Annotated in this window: 15 protein-coding genes and 1 other RNA gene; 2 read left to right on the forward strand and 14 right to left on the reverse strand. The window is 64.8% G+C overall.

Annotation, left to right across the window (positions count from 1 at the left end):
• Both A7D16_RS10755 and A7D16_RS10760 read right to left on the reverse strand, forming a co-directional pair.
• The coding region (locus tag A7D16_RS10755; protein WP_153043127.1) for an IS110 family transposase at positions 1-449 on the reverse strand (449 nt) is incomplete at its 3' end.
• A 415-nt stretch (positions 450-864) separates the two neighbouring features.
• Positions 865-2,358, reverse strand: a complete 1,494-nt coding sequence (locus A7D16_RS10760; protein ID WP_064632511.1) for a M20 family metallopeptidase — start codon at positions 2,356-2,358, stop codon at positions 865-867.
• A gap of 157 nt (positions 2,359-2,515) precedes the next feature.
• Between A7D16_RS10760 and A7D16_RS10765 the strand changes: the two genes are divergently transcribed.
• The gene (locus tag A7D16_RS10765; RefSeq protein WP_006452365.1) at positions 2,516-2,890 is read left to right on the forward strand and encodes a ComEA family DNA-binding protein; all 375 of its coding nucleotides are present in this window, start codon (positions 2,516-2,518) and stop codon (positions 2,888-2,890) included.
• A gap of 49 nt (positions 2,891-2,939) precedes the next feature.
• Here A7D16_RS10765 and A7D16_RS23080 read toward each other — a convergent pair whose 3' ends face one another.
• Positions 2,940-3,251 carry a hypothetical protein gene (locus tag A7D16_RS23080; RefSeq protein ID WP_153043153.1) on the reverse strand — a complete coding sequence of 104 codons (312 nt, stop codon included), beginning with the start codon at positions 3,249-3,251 and terminating at the stop codon, positions 2,940-2,942.
• A 74-nt stretch (positions 3,252-3,325) separates the two neighbouring features.
• On the opposite strand from A7D16_RS23080, the gene A7D16_RS10770 reads away from it, so the two are divergent.
• Entirely contained in the window at positions 3,326-4,096 is a 771-nt protein-coding gene (locus A7D16_RS10770) for a HutD/Ves family protein (protein ID WP_064632513.1), read from the forward strand.
• 166 nt (positions 4,097-4,262) lie between these two features.
• Here the strand turns inward: A7D16_RS10770 and A7D16_RS10775 are convergent, their stop codons facing one another.
• The 11 genes from A7D16_RS10775 to A7D16_RS10825 form a co-directional block, all read right to left on the reverse strand.
• A complete protein-coding gene (locus A7D16_RS10775) occupies positions 4,263-6,182 on the reverse strand; it encodes a flavodoxin domain-containing protein (protein ID WP_064632515.1) in 1,920 nt (639 codons plus the stop codon).
• Entirely contained in the window at positions 6,179-7,153 is a 975-nt protein-coding gene (locus A7D16_RS10780; protein ID WP_064632517.1) for an FAD:protein FMN transferase, read from the reverse strand. The genes A7D16_RS10775 and A7D16_RS10780 overlap by 4 nt, the downstream gene beginning before the upstream one ends.
• Positions 7,154-7,230: 77 nt before the next feature.
• A non-coding RNA gene (locus tag A7D16_RS10785) (sX9 sRNA) lies at positions 7,231-7,307 on the reverse strand.
• 59 nt (positions 7,308-7,366) lie between these two features.
• Positions 7,367-8,170, reverse strand: a complete 804-nt coding sequence (locus A7D16_RS10790) for a DUF4198 domain-containing protein (protein ID WP_064632518.1) — start codon at positions 8,168-8,170, stop codon at positions 7,367-7,369.
• Between the two features lie 184 nt (positions 8,171-8,354).
• Positions 8,355-8,870 (reverse strand): DUF2271 domain-containing protein, encoded by a 516-nt coding sequence (locus A7D16_RS10795; RefSeq protein ID WP_064632520.1) that lies wholly within the window; start codon positions 8,868-8,870, stop codon positions 8,355-8,357.
• Positions 8,871-8,891: 21 nt separating this feature from the next.
• Complete coding sequence (locus A7D16_RS10800) at positions 8,892-9,533, reverse strand: PepSY-associated TM helix domain-containing protein (protein WP_064632522.1); 642 nt, start codon at positions 9,531-9,533, stop codon at positions 8,892-8,894.
• A gap of 7 nt (positions 9,534-9,540) precedes the next feature.
• Positions 9,541-10,299, reverse strand: coding sequence for a tetratricopeptide repeat protein (locus tag A7D16_RS10805; RefSeq protein ID WP_064632524.1), 759 nt, complete (start codon positions 10,297-10,299; stop codon positions 9,541-9,543).
• Positions 10,292-10,978, reverse strand: coding sequence for a Fe2+-dependent dioxygenase (locus A7D16_RS10810; RefSeq protein ID WP_064632526.1), 687 nt, complete (start codon positions 10,976-10,978; stop codon positions 10,292-10,294). Before A7D16_RS10810 ends, A7D16_RS10805 begins: the two co-directional genes overlap by 8 nt.
• 48 nt (positions 10,979-11,026) lie before the next feature.
• Positions 11,027-13,345 (reverse strand): TonB-dependent receptor, encoded by a 2,319-nt coding sequence (locus A7D16_RS10815; RefSeq protein WP_064632527.1) that lies wholly within the window; start codon positions 13,343-13,345, stop codon positions 11,027-11,029.
• A 338-nt stretch (positions 13,346-13,683) separates the two neighbouring features.
• Entirely contained in the window at positions 13,684-14,013 is a 330-nt protein-coding gene (locus A7D16_RS10820; protein ID WP_064632529.1) for a non-heme iron oxygenase ferredoxin subunit, read from the reverse strand.
• The gene (locus A7D16_RS10825; RefSeq protein ID WP_064632531.1) at positions 14,010-14,549 is read right to left on the reverse strand and encodes a GNAT family N-acetyltransferase; all 540 of its coding nucleotides are present in this window, start codon (positions 14,547-14,549) and stop codon (positions 14,010-14,012) included. Before A7D16_RS10825 ends, A7D16_RS10820 begins: the two co-directional genes overlap by 4 nt.
• Positions 14,550-14,731 lie beyond the last annotated feature (182 nt).

Below are 14,731 nucleotides of genomic sequence, written 5' to 3' on the forward strand. Positions count from 1 at the left end.
ACATCGGTCAGTTGAGACAGCCGCTGGCGCTCCTGCTGCACCGTCGCCAACACCTGCGTGCGGCGCTGCTGGTACTCGCGCAGCTGACGGCGCCAGCCTTCCAGCGGCTGGTAGGGCGTGAGTGATACCACCATCGCCATCTGCGCCAGCACGCGCGCATCCAAGGTGTCGGTCTTGGCCAGTTGGCCGATGGCCTTGGCAAAGTCACGCGCTTGGCGAGGGTTCACACGCGCCACCGGCAGGCCGGCCGCATGCAGCGCATCCAGCGCTGCCAGTTCGTAGCCGCCCGTGGCTTCCAGCACCACCTTGTGCAGCTCCATGTGTCCCAGCCAGCTGCGCAGCTGGCGCAGACCTGCCGCCGTGTTGGGGAAGCGCCGTTCGCCTTTGCAGCCATGCACATGCACATCCAACCACTGCTTGCTGACATCGATACCTACGCCGTATGCCATGGAAAAACTCCGCTATGCTCGAAGGGTCGAGAGCTCTCCTGGGCTGCCCAGCCTGATCGTTACGAGTGCCAACTCCAGCAACTGTTCGGGCGTTTGCCAGGAGATCCCGGCGAGGCGACCTCGCTCTCCCGCGGTTGTTTAGACCTGTGGGTTATCGGTCGACCACGCCGGCTCTCGACACCTAATCTGGCAGATCGCCAAGAGATAAGGGGTTGGGGTGAGGGTACGGGCCAGGCGAGGGGTGAAGTCTTCCAGCCAAGCCGCACCAGCGAGCCTGATCGCCAAACCAGCCCGCCGAACCACCAGCCACCCAAGCACCCGCCACCCAAGCACACGCACGAACCGCTACTCACCGCCAATCAGCTTTCCCATCGACCGATGCACGCCAACCGCATGCATCGGTTCAACCGCTGACTCAACAGCACCCATGCCCGCCATGACGGGTGCCGCTGTCGGCCGCCACCGGCGAGCCGCTGGTCTCGCCGCGCAGACAGGCCGCGTGATGGTCGGCGATCACCTTCGACACGCAGGCGGTGACGCGCTTGCCCATCGGGATGTGCAGGAACTCATTCGGGCCATGTGCATTGGAGTGCGGGCCAAGCACGCCGGTGATCATGAACTGTGCGCCGGGGAACTTCTCGCCCAGCATGCCCATGAACGGGATCGAGCCGCCTTCGCCCATGTACATCGCCGGCTTGTCGAAGAACGCCTGGCTGGCGTCGTCGATGGCTTTTTCCAGCCACGGTGCCATGGCTGGCGCATTCCAGCCGGACGAGGCCTTTTCCAGTTCAAGCGTTACCTGCGCACCGTTCGGCGGATCGCGCAGCAATGCTTCCTTCAGGAGTTCGCCGCAGGCCTTGCCATCGGCGGTTGGCGGTAGCCGCAGCGACAGTTTTACCCCCGTTTGCGGACGCAGCACGTTGCCGGCCGAAGCCAGCGGCGGCATGCCGTCCACACCGGTAATCGACAGCGCAGGGCGCCAGGTGCGGTTCAACACCAGCTCGGTCAGGTCCTCGTGCATCGGCACCAGGCCATCGACCATCGGGAACTTGTCGAAGATGGCGGTATCCAGCGTCGCCGCTGCAGCCTTTGCTTGCGCCAGCCGTTCGGCCGGCACATCTACGTGCAGGCCGTCCAGCAGGATGCGGCCGCTGGTTTCGTCTTCGATACGCGAGAGCAACTGGCGCAGCAAGCGGAAGCTGGACGGCACCACGCCGGAGGCATCGCCCGAGTGCACGCCTTCTTCCAACACCTTCACGGTCAGGTTGCCGCCGGTCAGCCCGCGTAGCGAGGTCGTGCACCACAGCTGCTCGTAATTGCCGCAGCCCGAGTCCAGGCACACCACCAGCGACGGCTTGCCGATGCGCGCGGCCAGGTGATCCACATAAGCGGGCAGGTCGTAGCTGCCGGACTCTTCGCAGGCTTCGATCAGCACCACGCAACGCGCGTGCGACAGGCCCTGGGTGCGCAGCGCCAGGATCGCGGCCAGCGAGCCGAAGATCGCGTAGCCGTCGTCGGCGCCGCCGCGGCCGTACAACTTGTCGTCGCGCAGTACCGGTTCCCACGGGCCAAGGTCGGCGTCCCAGCCGGTCATTTCCGGCTGCTTGTCCAGGTGCCCGTACAGCAGCACGGTGTCCTCGCCCGATTCAGGGCCGGTGGCCGGAATCTCGATGAAGATCAGCGGCGTGCGGCCTTCCAGGCGCACCACCTCGACCTGCATGCCGTCGATGGCCTGCGCGCGCGCCCAGGTTTCCATCAACACGACCGCCTGCTCCATGTAACCATGGGCCACCCAATCGCCGTCGAACATCGGCGACTTGTTGGGAATACGGATGTAATCGACCAGTTGCGGGACGATCTCGCGGTCCCAGGTGTCGCTGATGAATTGGTCGATCTTGGCGCTGTCCATGAAGGCTCCGAATGCGTGACGTAATCAAACATTCTACGCCCGCGCCAGAGGGTAGGCATTTCCCTACAAGGCGGCGCGCAGTTCACCTGCTGTGTGAAAAGTTCGTTGGCGATAGGATTGCTGCATGTGGCGCGGGACACTGGCTCCGCCGGCAGGAATGCTGGCTAGGACCATCACCCAAGCCACAAGGAGCGTTGCAATGAAGTCATTTACCGTAGTCCTGAAGTCCCTGCTACTGGCGTTGCTGTTGTCCTCGAATGCGTATGCACTCGACAAGGTCGATATCAACACCGCGTCTGCTGAGGAATTGGACAAGGTGCTGACGAATGTCGGGCGATCAAAAGCCGAGGCAATCGTCGAGCACCGTCAGGCAAACGGTCCTTTCAAAAGTGCCGAGGAACTGGCACTGGTCAAGGGCATCGGACTCAAGACGGTCGAACGGAATCGAGACCTGATCGAAGTAGGAGCCACGATGGCTCCCGCCAAGAAGGCTGCCAAGGGGGCGGCGGTGAAACCGGTGGGACGGCGTTAAGGGGAAGGGATCCGAGATACGGTTCGACGCGAGGATGCGTGGCCGCAACCTAACTGGACAGGATGTCCGGGGGATGGCTGGAAGCCGACAAGGACGTGGAATCGCCCGGTGTTGCACTTGGATGTGCAGCCGGGCGTTTTTCGTTTGGGCGCCCAAGGATTTTGGGATCGTCCAGCTGCAAGGTATTTAGGGTTGCCAGCAAAGCGTAGCGGGCAGATGCCAGGCTGATATGGACGGCGACCCGACGGCAGGGTGATCGAACACCAGAGTGATCCAGTTGTATATGCCCGTACCGATCACTGGCACGCCCGTCGGTCAGCAGCGCATTCGTTTTGTTAGCCGCCATGGAAGCCGGGGTCATTCGGAGATTCCTTTTGCTTGGGCAGGTAAGCGAGCTGGCAACGGATGGCGTGAGGCTTCGGGCACAATGCTCGGATGCAGCTGACAGACCTGAGCAGCCGGGTGATTCCGGCCAATGAATACCGCCGCGAGCGGTGGCGCAATCAATTGGGTTGGACACGCGAAATCCTGCGTCTGGGCGATGCGGATGCGTGGTCGCTGCGTCTGTCTATCGCCGAGATAGAGCACGATGCTCTGTTTTCTGCATTTCCGGGGATCGATCGCGAATTGGTGCTATTGCAGGGCAATGGCATGCGGTTGCGGTTCGGTGGTGGCAATGGCAATGCCGGCTCCGGTCCTGCTGGTGGCGAGCGTGATGTTACCGACGTCAGCGTCTACGCCAGCAACAGCAACAGCAACGCCAACCTCGACGACAGTGCTGACGCGCACAGCGATGCCGACATCAGTGTTGCGAGCGGTGGGCGTATAGCCGAACTCCTGCCGCCGTATCAGCGGGTCCGCTTTGCTGGCGAAGACGCGGTGCATGCGACGCTGCTCGATGGTCCAACCCTGGATTTCAATCTGATGTGGCGGCGCGATCTGCTGCAGACCGAGCTGCTGCATCGTCCGCTGGTCGGCACCATGTTGTTCTTTGCAGACCCGGGCAGCGCGTGGGCGATCCACCTGCTTGCCGGCCAGGCGAGCTTTGGGCGCGATAGCGCGTTGCCGCCATTGGTGGCCGGCGATACTGCGTGGCTGAGCGCTGCGGCGCGCACCCGCTATGTTCTCGACGGCGGTGGCGAATTGTTGGCGATCCGGGTGAGTCCGCTTGCTGGCATTGAACCAGCAGGGCACAGGGCTGACTGAGTTCTGCACGTGGCGGGTTGGCCAGTGGCGGCAATCCACACTGCCGGCGTGCAGTCCGGGCGCGTTGGATATGCATCTGACCGCGACTTGCAGATCGTGCTCTGGATACTGCGACGCGCGCGCTGGCTATCGGTTCGAACGGCAGCCCAGCGGCGCGGCCTCCAGGTCAGTAAACGTCGCGTCGGTAGCGGCCGTTTTCCAGCAGTTGCTGCCGGGCATTGGCGCCCAGGATGTTGTCCAGCGTCTGGTCTACCTCCGGTGCCATGCCACGCAGGCTGCCGCAGACGTAGAGGCAGGCACCTTGTTCGACCCATCGGCGCACGTCGTCGGCGGCTGCAGCCAGTGCGTGTTGCACGTAGCGTGCGGGTTGATCCTGGTCGCGCGAGTACACGCGGTCCAGGCGTTCTAGCCAACCGGTTTGTTGCCAGTGCTGCAGTTCGTCGGCGTAGAGCGCATCGTGCGCGGCGTTGCGCTCGCCGAACACCAGCCAGTTGCGCCGTGCGCCGGCAGCGATGCGTGCGCGCAGATGTGCACGCAGGCCAGCGATGCCGGTGCCGTTGCCGATCAGCAGCATGGGCTGGTCCGGTGCAGGCGGATGGAAACCGGGGTTGCTGCGCAGGCGTAATGCGATCGGCGCGCCGATCGGTGCGTGCACGCACAGCCAGCCGCTTCCCAGGCCCAGGCTACCGTCGCTGTGCCGGTGCTCGCGTACCAGCAGCTCGACATGCCCGTCGTCAGGGATGGACGCGAGCGAGTAGTCGCGATGAGGCAGGGCGACCAGGTTGCGCACTAGCGTCGGTGCGTCCAGTGGTGTTGCGCTGCTGATGCCTGGAGTTGTCTCCGCAGTGGCCGATGATGTTGCAGCCGCAGCCGCAGCCGCGGTTCCAGTTGCATCCGCATCTCCATCTGCGGTGATTGCAGCTACGACTGCATCTACTTGTGTACCTACAGCCGCATTTACTTCTGCAGCTATTTTTGCGTCCGCCCTGGCAGCTCCCTTTTCGGCTGCTTTCCTATCCACATCCACATCCACATCCACATCCACATCCACATCCATATCCATATCCATATCCATATCCATATCCATATCCATATCCATATCCATATCCATATCCATAGCCATATCAACGGCTGCGGCCGAATCTGCAGGAAGCTGCGCACCGCTGAGCCAGTCGCGCAGTGTGCGGTTGTCGATACGCTGCTCGCCATCGCGCCGATGCTGCTGCAACCAGGAATCCACGGTAGCGGGTGGATGTTGCGGGGCGACCTCGGCGATGTCGCCTGCCTTCCAGGTCGGTAAGTGACCATCGCACGGCGTCAGCCGCAGGCGGTAGATCGGCGCGCCGGCACTGCCGGGATTGACATGGACACGCTCGCGCAGCTGCCAGGCCGCATAGGTCGGCACGCTCCAATCCGGCTGCGTCGCAAGCGCCGGCGCCAGTTCCGCCAGCTGTCGCTGCCATTGCTGCAGTGCACGTGGGTCGGCGTTGTCGACATCGATGCGCGCGAACACCGGCATGGCGCCGCGTGCCTGCAGACGTTCGTCGAGGCGCCTGCCGAACGCGCAGAACTGCGCGTAACGCCGGTCGCCCAGCGCCAGCACGGCGTAACGCACTGCAGCCAGATCCTGGCCGTCGCCTGCAAGCCAGCCGCGCTCGGCTGCCTGCATGTGATCCGGTGCATCGCCTTCGCCGGTAGTGCTGACGATGCACAACAGCTGCGGCACACGTGCGAGTTGGTGGGCATCCACGGCGTCCAGCGGCAGTGCGTATGCACCCACGCCTGCCGATTGCAGTGCGGTGGCGCTGCGTTCGGCCAGCTCGCGTGCGAACCCGGTCTGGCTTGCCCAGGCGACAAGCACGCCGCTGGCAGCGCCGGGTTGTGCGATGACGCGCGTGCGCCACGCGACGATGACGCAGAGCACGGCGTATACCGCCATGCCGAGTGCAGCCAGTTGCCAGCGATGCTCCGTCGGCGGGCTCCACCATGCGCCGTCATGCAGGCTGCCGAACCAGCCGAGCAGCGCCGTCAAGGCCAGCAACGCAAGGCCATTGCCGAGCAGGGCGCGGGGCGTTGCAAGACTCATGAAGCAGCCAGGTACTGTTCGAAGGCAGGGCTCATCGATTCGTGTAGCGCACCTTCGCTGCGCGATAGAAAGCGCACCGCAAGGTGCGCAGTGCGCGCATAAGCAAGGCCGTTAACGATGCCGAGTACGGTCATTGCCGTGGCCCAGGCATCGGCGTGCATCGCATCGCGTGCGAGCACGGTGACGGCGGCGGGGGCATGCGGCACCGGTGCGCCGGTGCGCGGGTCGAAGGTGTGCGCGTAGCGTGTGCCGTTGGCATCGAAGCGGTGCCAGCGATCGCCCGAGGTGGCTACCGCCAGGCCATCCAGCGCGAGGACGCGTGCCGGCAAGGCTGCGCCGGCATCTTCGTCGGGTGCGGATTCGACCAAGACCCGCCACGTGCTGCCATCCGGCTTGCGGCCGTATCCGAACAGTTCGCCGCCCACCTCGATCAAGGCGCTGGCGATGTCGGCCTGCACGAGCGCGCGGTGCACGCTGTCTACGCCGAATCCTTTGGCAATGCCCGACAGATCCAGTGCCACTGCGCCAGGCTGCAGGAGGCGCCTTTCCTGCAGATCCAGCCGATGCCAGCCGCAACGCAGGCTGGCCAGCGCGATCTGCTCGCGTGACGGCACCCGTTGTCTTCCGCCGGAGGCGCCGAAGCCCCACAGCTCCACCATCGGGCCGACGGTCGGATCGAAGGCGCCGCCACTGGCCTGGGCAATCTGCAGCGCCGCGCGCAGTACTGTGTGGAAATCGTCGGGCAGGGTCTGCCAGTGACCGGCCGGGGCGCGGTTGTAACGGCTGATGTCCGAATCGGCCTCCCAGGTGCTCATCTGCGCCACGACGCGATCCAGCGCGGCCTGGATGCCTGCGTGCAGCGGGTGCAGGTCGCGCCCGCGTGGCGCCACCAGTTTCACGCTCCAGGTAGTGCCCATGCTGCGGCCGCCCAGGGTGGCGATGTCGTGGTCGGAGGAAGGCGCTGCAGGCATGGCGTGATCGTGTGAGGAGCAGGGAGCGGCAGGATGCAGTAAACGTGCATTTCCTGCCGCCTCTGGTAGCTTGGAGCGGCAAACAACGCCTGGCGCGCAGTCGTCAGACGGGTGCGTGCGGCGCGCTCAGCACCGGAGCGTACGCGTGGCACATGCCGCACCGGGCACCGGCCGCGCCCGCCTGGCGGCGAGCGCAGTCGTTTTTAGCTACTCTTACTGCGGCAGCACTTCCAGCGTGGCGACATAGCCAAGGCGACGTTGCTTGGCCTGCGGCAACGAGGTCTTGCGGTCTTCGCTGGTGGCTTCCAGCCAGTACATGCCCGCGTCCGGCCAAGTTACGCTGAAGCCGCCCTTGGCATCGGTCTTCAGCTTGATCTCGTTCTGCGCATCGCGATACCGGGTGCCGCCCCGCACGATTTCGATTTCCAGCCCGGCGGCCGGTTTGCCGTCCAGCTGCAGGGTGAACTGCGCGGCTTCGCCGGCGACCAGATCGTTGGGGTGCGTCACCGGAATCAACTCGATGCCCTTGCCGCTGGGCTTGAACACCGTGGTCGTCGGTGCGCCGCGGGTGACGAAGGTTTCCACCCGGTTGAACGATTGCGACACCTGCAATTCCTTGGCGTTCTTCGGCACTTCGGTGGCGAAGCTGGCTTCATTGCCGCGCCAGCGCTTGGGTTTGCCGTCTTCCTTCCAGCTGGCGAACAGGCCGGCGTTGACGATGGCGAGCTTGTAGGTGCCGGGCTGGGTGAGCTGCAGGTCAAACACGCTGCGGTACTTGCCGGTGGCAGGGTTCTCCGGCTTGAGCGCGCTGCCATCGGGTGCGGTGATGCTCAGGTTGTCCAGCCGCAGCGGCACATGGTTGAAGTAAAACAGGTCATTGGAAACTGCGGCATCCACCGTGATCCACGGCGCTTCGCCGGCGATGACGGTCTGCGAGGGCAACAACCAGACTTTGTGGGCGAGTGCGCTGACCGGCAGTGCGGCAAGCATGGCGATCAGGACGAGCGAACGTTTCATGACAACTCCTTGAAAGACGATGACAACGATGGGTCACGTGTCTGATCAGCGCGAGACTGCAGCGCTGCGTGGATGCGTGGAAAACGATGGATCTTGCGCGATTGGCCTTGGCGTAACGCGCAGGGCGCGCCTTGTACAACGACGCACGACACATTGCACAGTGTGGACAACGGCCGTGCAGCGCTCAGGGCTTTGCAACCAGGCTGACCACACCGAGCTCGGTGCCGCCGCTGGCTTTTGCTGTCTGTGCGGATGTGGCCGGCCAGGTGAAAGGCACCTTGACCAGTTCGCGGCCGCCGACTTCACGCGCGGCTTCTACCACCAGCGTGTATTGCCCGGCTGGCAGCGACTTCAATGCGCCCTTGGTGTCGGAGAACGACAGCGCATGCGCGCCAGCCGGGCGGGTGGGGCCGCTGACACCATCGACCGGCACGTTCAGCGTGCGGCCGCTCTTGCGCCACCACTGGCGCAGATCCGGCAGCCACTTGGTGCCGTGGCCTTCGGCGGTGTCCTTGGACTGGTACCACACCGCCAGATTGGCGGCGACCTTCTGGTCTGCGCCTTCCACCCAGATCGCCACGTACGGGCGGTGGTATTCGGCGACATTGAGCTTGGGAATCTCCACGTTGATGTCGAGCGTGGCAGCGTACGCCGGCATGGCGAGCAGGCCGCTCAAAGCGATGGTCAAGGTGGCGCGCATGATCGTCTCCGGTAGAAAAGGTCAGTGAATCAACAGCAGGGCAAGCAGCAGCGGAATCAACAGGCCCAGCCCGACCAACGGCCAGGTCATGCGCCGCTGGCGTGCGTGCAGATGCAGCAGGAACAGGCCGGTGATGCAGAACACCAGGCAGGCGATGGCGAACACGTCGATGAACCAGCCCCAGGCCGGCCCGGCATTGCGTCCCTTGTGCAGATCGTTGAGATAGGCGATCGCGCCACGCCCGGTGCGTTCGTATTCGACCGCGCCGGTGCTGCGGTCCAGACTCAGCCAGGCGTCGCCGCCGGGGCGTGGCAGCGCGACATACACCTCGTCCGCGGACCATTCGCCACTGCGCGTGCCGATACTGATGTCCAGCTCGCGCCCCAGCCATTGCGCCACGCGCGGCGGCAGCGGTGCATTGCCGTCCTGCCGCTTGTCCAAGGTGTTGAGCAGGGCGGGCGGCAGCGTCAGCGTGCGCTGTTCGGTCGATGGGCTGGCCTCGATGCGTGCAGCGTGGTTCAAGGTCAGCCCGGTGATAGTAAACAACAGCATGCCGATCAGGCACAGCGCCGAGCTGATCCAGTGCCACTGATGCAGCATGCGCAGCCAGAAACCGCGGCGTTGCTGCGCGCTGGCGAGGGGCGTGTGGGTCGGTGTCGACATGCTGCGCTCAGGCCACGTCTGCGCGAACGCGGGGCTGCAGTTGCAGCTTCCGTGCAGCCACCTCGTGCAGCAACGCGCGCAGGCGTGGATGGTGCGCGCCGGCCAGCAGCGGCGTGAGCTGTTGCAGAAAGCCGGCGTGGCCACCTGCGATGGCACGGCGCATCCAGCGCTCGGCATCGCCGAGCTCGCCGCTGTCGGCAAGCAGGGTGGCGTAGCCGGCCTGGCCGCGGAAATCGCCGGCTTCGGCAGAACGCCGATACCACGCGCGCGCGGCCACCGGGTCGGCAACGCAGGCCAGGCCCTGATCGAGATAGCGCGCCAGGAAGTTCATCGATTTGGCATGTCCGCCTTCGGCTGCGCGGCGATACAGCGCCAATGCCTGCGCGTGGTCTTGCGCCACGCCGCGCCCGGAGGCGTACATGTGCGCCAGGTTGTACCTGCCCCAATCCAGCCCGTGTTCGGCGGCGCGGCGATACCACAACACGGCCAATACCTCGTTGCTGGCAGTGCCAAAGCCCAGTTCGTGGCAGCGACCCAGCTGGTTCATCGCATCGGCCTGGCCGGCATTGGCTGCCACTTCGTACCACAGCATCGCCGCAGCCGGATCTGCGGCAATGCCGCGACCTTCGGCGTACATCTGCGCGAGCAGCAGTTGTGCGCTCACATCCTGGCGCGCAGCGGCGGTGTGCAACAGCGCGCGTGCCTGCTCCGGGTGCGTGCGCAACAACGCGGTCAGCTGCGCGGTGTCCAGCGGCGGCTCAGACATCAGCCCATTGCCGCAACAGGTTGTGATACACGCCGGTGAGCTGGATCAACGAGGGATGGCCGGGCGTGTCCTGGGTGAGGCGGCGGATCGAGACGTCCAGTTCGAACAACAGGCGGCGCTGCGCAGCATCGCGCAGCATGCTTTGCGTCCAGAAGAAACACGCCACGCGTGTGCCACCGGTTACCGGCATGACCCGGTGCAGGCTGGTGCCGGGGTAGATCACCAGATGCCCGGCCGGCAGCTTCACCGACTGGGTGCCGTAGGTGTCTTCGATCACCAGCTCGCCGCCGTCGTAGCTGTCCGGGTCGCTGAGAAACAGCGTGGCGGAGACGTCGGTGCGCACCGGCTCGGCGCCACCGCGACTGCGGTCGTACCGCACCGCGTTGTCGACGTGATACCCGAACGACTGCCCGCCGCTGTAGCGGTTGAACAGCGGCGGATAGATCCTGCGCGGCAACACCGCCGAAAAGAACGTGCTGCTGCGCGAGAGTGCTTCCAGCACCAGCGCACTGGCTTCGCGTGCGATGGCGCTGTCTTCGGGCAGCTGCGCGTTGTCCTTGGCCTGCGCGGATTGATGGCCGGCGGTGATGCGACCATCTGCCCAATCGGCCGCGTCCAGCCGCGCGCGCAATGCGCTGAGCTGCACGGGTGTCAAGACATCGGGAATGGGCAACAACATGCGCTGGTCTCCACGCCGCCCGCACTACGCGAACGGCATGCCGGAAGGTTAGAAACTGAAGGTGGCGTTCAACACCGCCGAGCGGCCATCACCCGGCAACGCCCAGCCACTGCCGGCGGTGACGGTGCCTGCGGCGTTGACGGTGAGATTGTTGCGGATACTGGTGTAGTACTCCTTGTCGAACAGGTTGTTGACGTTCAACTGCAGGCTGAGCCAGTCGTTGACGCGCAGGCCGACCATCGCACGGTGCACCCAGTAGGCGTCGGTCTTGCGGTAGACCGCGGTCGATGTGTTGTTCGGATAGAAGCTGCCCTGGTAGTTGACGCCGTAGCCGAAGGTCCACTGGTTGAGCTGATAGGTGGTCCAGAGATTGCCGGCATTGCGCGGGGTCTGCACCAGTTCGCGTCCGGCGATCGGGTCGCCGGTGAGGCTGGCGGTGCGATTGGACACGCTCTGCAGCACTTCACTGTCCAGGAAGGTGTAGTTGGCGAAGATCGACCAACGCTCGGTCAGGTAGCCGGCCGCTCCAAGTGCGATGCCGTCCACGCGTGCCTTGCCGTCGAGCACCTGCTCGGGAATCAGCGGGTCGCCACTGTTGACCTTGTAGTTTTCGCGCTCGTTGCGAAACACCGCCGCCGTCAGTGCCAGGCGCTCGTTCAACACATCCCACTTGCCGCCGAGTTCGATATTGACCGCGCTTTCCGGTTCGACATTGCAGTTGGCGCCGGCGGTGGCAGTGGCGATGGGCGTGCACGAACCATTGACCGAGACCTTGGACGGCGTCTTGCTGTTGGCATAGGACAGATACAGGCTGGCATTTTCGACCGGCTTGAACACCAGGCCGGCGCGGTAGGAGAACAGGTCCTCTTCGCTGCCGGCCGGGAAGCCCGGGGTCACACCAGTGACATTGCCGGCGGCATTGACGGTGTAGGTGGTGCTGTCGCCTTCGTTGTGCTCGTAGCGGCCGCCCAGGTTGAGCATCCACTGCTCGTTGAACTGCAGCGTGTCGAACAGGTACACCGCCTGATTGGTCAGGTTGCCCTTGCTGCGTCCGGTGCGGAAATAGTTCTGCGGGCCGGTCCAGATGTTGTACGGGTTGTCGAAGGTCTGCAGCGGGTAGGTGATGCCGGTGGTGGAACCGTCGGCATTGCGGAAGATGCTGCCGCTATCCAGCTCGAAGTCTTCCTTGCTGAAAGCCACGCCGGCCACGATGCGATGTTCGATCGCGCCGGTGTGCAGGGTGGCGGTCAGGTCGGTCTGGCTATGTGCGATGAAGTTTTCGGTGTCGCGCACCAGCCCGCGCGGGCCGCTGTTGGGACTCCAGGTGGACGGCGGCTGGCCCACGCAGGCGCGGCCGGTGTAGGCGTTGGTGTTGTTGGGCAGGCACCAGGTGCCTTCCGGTGCGGTGGCGGTGGTGGTCTGGTCCACGCGCTGCAGGCGCGCCAGGCTGCGCAGTTTGACGTTGTCGTCGAAGTCCATTTCCAGCACGCCGGTGAGCATGTCCACGTCGATCTCCTGACGCGACACATTGCGATAGCCGTAATAGGTTTCGCGGTCCACGCCCGGCAACGGGCCGTCGTTGAACGGACTGAGCGCAAACGGCACGCCATACTGCGGCAGGTTGTTGTCGTGCTGGTGCAGGTAGCTCAGGGTGAAGCGGGTGTCCGAGCCCAGGCCGAACGCCACCGACGGCGCAAAGCCCCAACGGTGACGGAATTCTTCATCGCGGCCCGGCACGTCCTGGGTGTGGCCCATCGCGTTCAAGCGCACGGCGGTGCCGTTTTCGAAGTCGTAGTTGCTGTCGGCGGTGAGGCGGCCGTAGCGGTCGCTGCCGCCGCCGATCAGCACGTTGGTGAAGTCGCCTTGCCCGGCGGTCTTGGTCACCAGGTTGATGTTGCCGCCGACCGAGCCGGCGCCGGACATCGCCGAGTTGGCGCCGTTGATCAACTCCACCGCTTCCAGGTTGAAAGTGTCGCTGCGGCTGTACTGCGCGCTGTCGCGCACGCCGTCGGTGGTGATGTCGCTGCTGGCGGTGAAGCCGCGCAGGTTGATGCTATCGCCATAGCCGCCGCCGCCTTCGCCCGCGCCGAAGGTGATGCCGGGCAGGGTGCTGAGCACATCGCGCAGCGACAGCAGATTCTGCTGGTCCATGGTCTGCTTGGTGACCACGGTGATGGTCTGCGGAGTGTCGCGCAGCGCTTCGGTGTACTTGGGCGAGGACGGCTTTTGCGCGCGTTCCTGCTGCACCCGGATGGCATCCAGATCCACCGCACCCGGGGGCGCCGGCGCCTCGCCGGGCTGGGCGAATACGGGAGCGGACAGGGTCAACAGCACGGCCGAGGTGAGCGGGGAAATCCTGGGAGTCATGAGACGTCTCGAAAAGGAAAGCAAGGCTCCGGCCTGGCGATGGCTCGGCGGATGCGGAAGGGTGTACGTGCGTCGCTAGCCCGTCGCGCCCGGCGGTCGTTCACCGCACGCGCAGCCGCGCCGCGCTGAGAAGCGCAGGCGAACAAGACGCAGAGCGAAGGTATCGGACAGTGCAGGGCGCATGGGATCGCAGGGCAGGTCAGATGTTAAGAAGACCTGAAGGGCTGCGATCTTAAATGCAAATCATTCTTTTTTGCAATCTTCGCCAACCGATGGCGCAAGCCGCCCGCCCATGAGCGGGCTCTAGCGTCGGGATTGCGGGTTGGACGGCAGCCGCCTCAGCGGTCGTCACGCGTCCAGATGCCGTCGTGCTCGCGCTTGACCGGGAACTTGGGCACCGCGGTGTACGCAGGCGCGCACAGGGGGCGACCGTCGCGGATATCGAAGCGCGCGCTGTGCAGCTGGCACTCGATGGTGCCGGCCACCGGGTCGAAGCTGCCCGGTGACAGCTCGTAGTCCTCGTGGCTGCAGCGGTCTTCGAGCGCGTACAGCTCGCCGTCGAGGTTGAACACCACGATGGGCGCGTCGGTCACTTCATCCCACACGGTCTGCAGTTCGCCGGGTAGCAACGCGTCGCTTGCGCAGACAAAGGTCCAGGTCTCGCTCATGCCGCGGTGTCGTCCAGCGACTTTTCCAGCACTTCGAAGCGCAGATCCTGGCGCAGCGGCACGCCGAAGCGCTCGTCGCCGTACGGGAACGGCTTGAGGATGCCGGTGCGGCGATAGCCGCGGCGTTCGTAGAAGGCGATGAGTTCGTTGCGCACATCGATGACGGTCATGCGCATCACCGGCAGCTTCCATTCGGCCGCCACGATGCGCTCGCCTTCGGCCAGCAGCGTCTTGCCGAGCCCGCTGCCCTGCAGGGATGGATCGACCGCAAACATGCCGAAGTACCCGGCACCTGCGTCGTCGGCGATATGTGCACACGCCACCAGCCGGCCATCCTGCTCGACCAGCAACACCAGGCTGCGTTCGCGCAGGATGTCCTGCCGCAGCGCGACCGGATCGATGCGCGCGCCATCGAGAATATCCGCCTCGGTGGTCCAGCCGACACGGCTGCTGTCGCCGCGATAGGCCGAGGTCACCAACTGGACAAGGGCGTCAATGTCATCGACGGTGGCGGTGCGGAACGTGGTGGTCTGCATGGAGGGCAGTTTAGCGAGAATCGGGGAGTCGGGAATCGAGTTTTGGGGTTGCTGGAGCTTGGTCGGTTGTGCGTAGAGATGCACAACATACTTCTCCTGCGTGCGAAATCCACCGCGCCGTACACCGTAAGTCAACGCAAAAATCATCAATGCGGGATAAAGCCCCTCTCCCCCCGGGAGAG

It is taken from the genome of Xanthomonas nasturtii (assembly GCF_001660815.1).
GTDB classification, from domain to species: Bacteria; Pseudomonadota; Gammaproteobacteria; order Xanthomonadales; family Xanthomonadaceae; genus Xanthomonas; species Xanthomonas nasturtii.

Excerpts from the sequence above, each read along its gene's own strand:
- A7D16_RS10760 (WP_064632511.1), bottom strand. The coding sequence starts at position 2,358 with ATGGACAGCGCCAAGATCGACCAATTCATCAGCGACACCTGGGACCGC.
- A7D16_RS10765 (WP_006452365.1), top strand. The coding sequence starts at position 2,516 with ATGCTGGCTAGGACCATCACCCAAGCCACAAGGAGCGTTGCAATGAAG.
- A7D16_RS23080 (WP_153043153.1), bottom strand. The coding sequence starts at position 3,251 with ATGACCCCGGCTTCCATGGCGGCTAACAAAACGAATGCGCTGCTGACC.
- A7D16_RS10770 (WP_064632513.1), top strand. The coding sequence starts at position 3,326 with ATGCAGCTGACAGACCTGAGCAGCCGGGTGATTCCGGCCAATGAATAC.
- A7D16_RS10775 (WP_064632515.1), bottom strand. The coding sequence starts at position 6,182 with ATGAGTCTTGCAACGCCCCGCGCCCTGCTCGGCAATGGCCTTGCGTTG.
- A7D16_RS10780 (WP_064632517.1), bottom strand. The coding sequence starts at position 7,153 with ATGCCTGCAGCGCCTTCCTCCGACCACGACATCGCCACCCTGGGCGGC.
- A7D16_RS10790 (WP_064632518.1), bottom strand. The coding sequence starts at position 8,170 with ATGAAACGTTCGCTCGTCCTGATCGCCATGCTTGCCGCACTGCCGGTC.
- A7D16_RS10795 (WP_064632520.1), bottom strand. The coding sequence starts at position 8,870 with ATGCGCGCCACCTTGACCATCGCTTTGAGCGGCCTGCTCGCCATGCCG.
- A7D16_RS10800 (WP_064632522.1), bottom strand. The coding sequence starts at position 9,533 with ATGTCGACACCGACCCACACGCCCCTCGCCAGCGCGCAGCAACGCCGC.
- A7D16_RS10805 (WP_064632524.1), bottom strand. The coding sequence starts at position 10,299 with ATGTCTGAGCCGCCGCTGGACACCGCGCAGCTGACCGCGTTGTTGCGC.
- A7D16_RS10810 (WP_064632526.1), bottom strand. The coding sequence starts at position 10,978 with ATGTTGTTGCCCATTCCCGATGTCTTGACACCCGTGCAGCTCAGCGCA.
- A7D16_RS10815 (WP_064632527.1), bottom strand. The coding sequence starts at position 13,345 with ATGACTCCCAGGATTTCCCCGCTCACCTCGGCCGTGCTGTTGACCCTG.
- A7D16_RS10820 (WP_064632529.1), bottom strand. The coding sequence starts at position 14,013 with ATGAGCGAGACCTGGACCTTTGTCTGCGCAAGCGACGCGTTGCTACCC.
- A7D16_RS10825 (WP_064632531.1), bottom strand. The coding sequence starts at position 14,549 with ATGCAGACCACCACGTTCCGCACCGCCACCGTCGATGACATTGACGCC.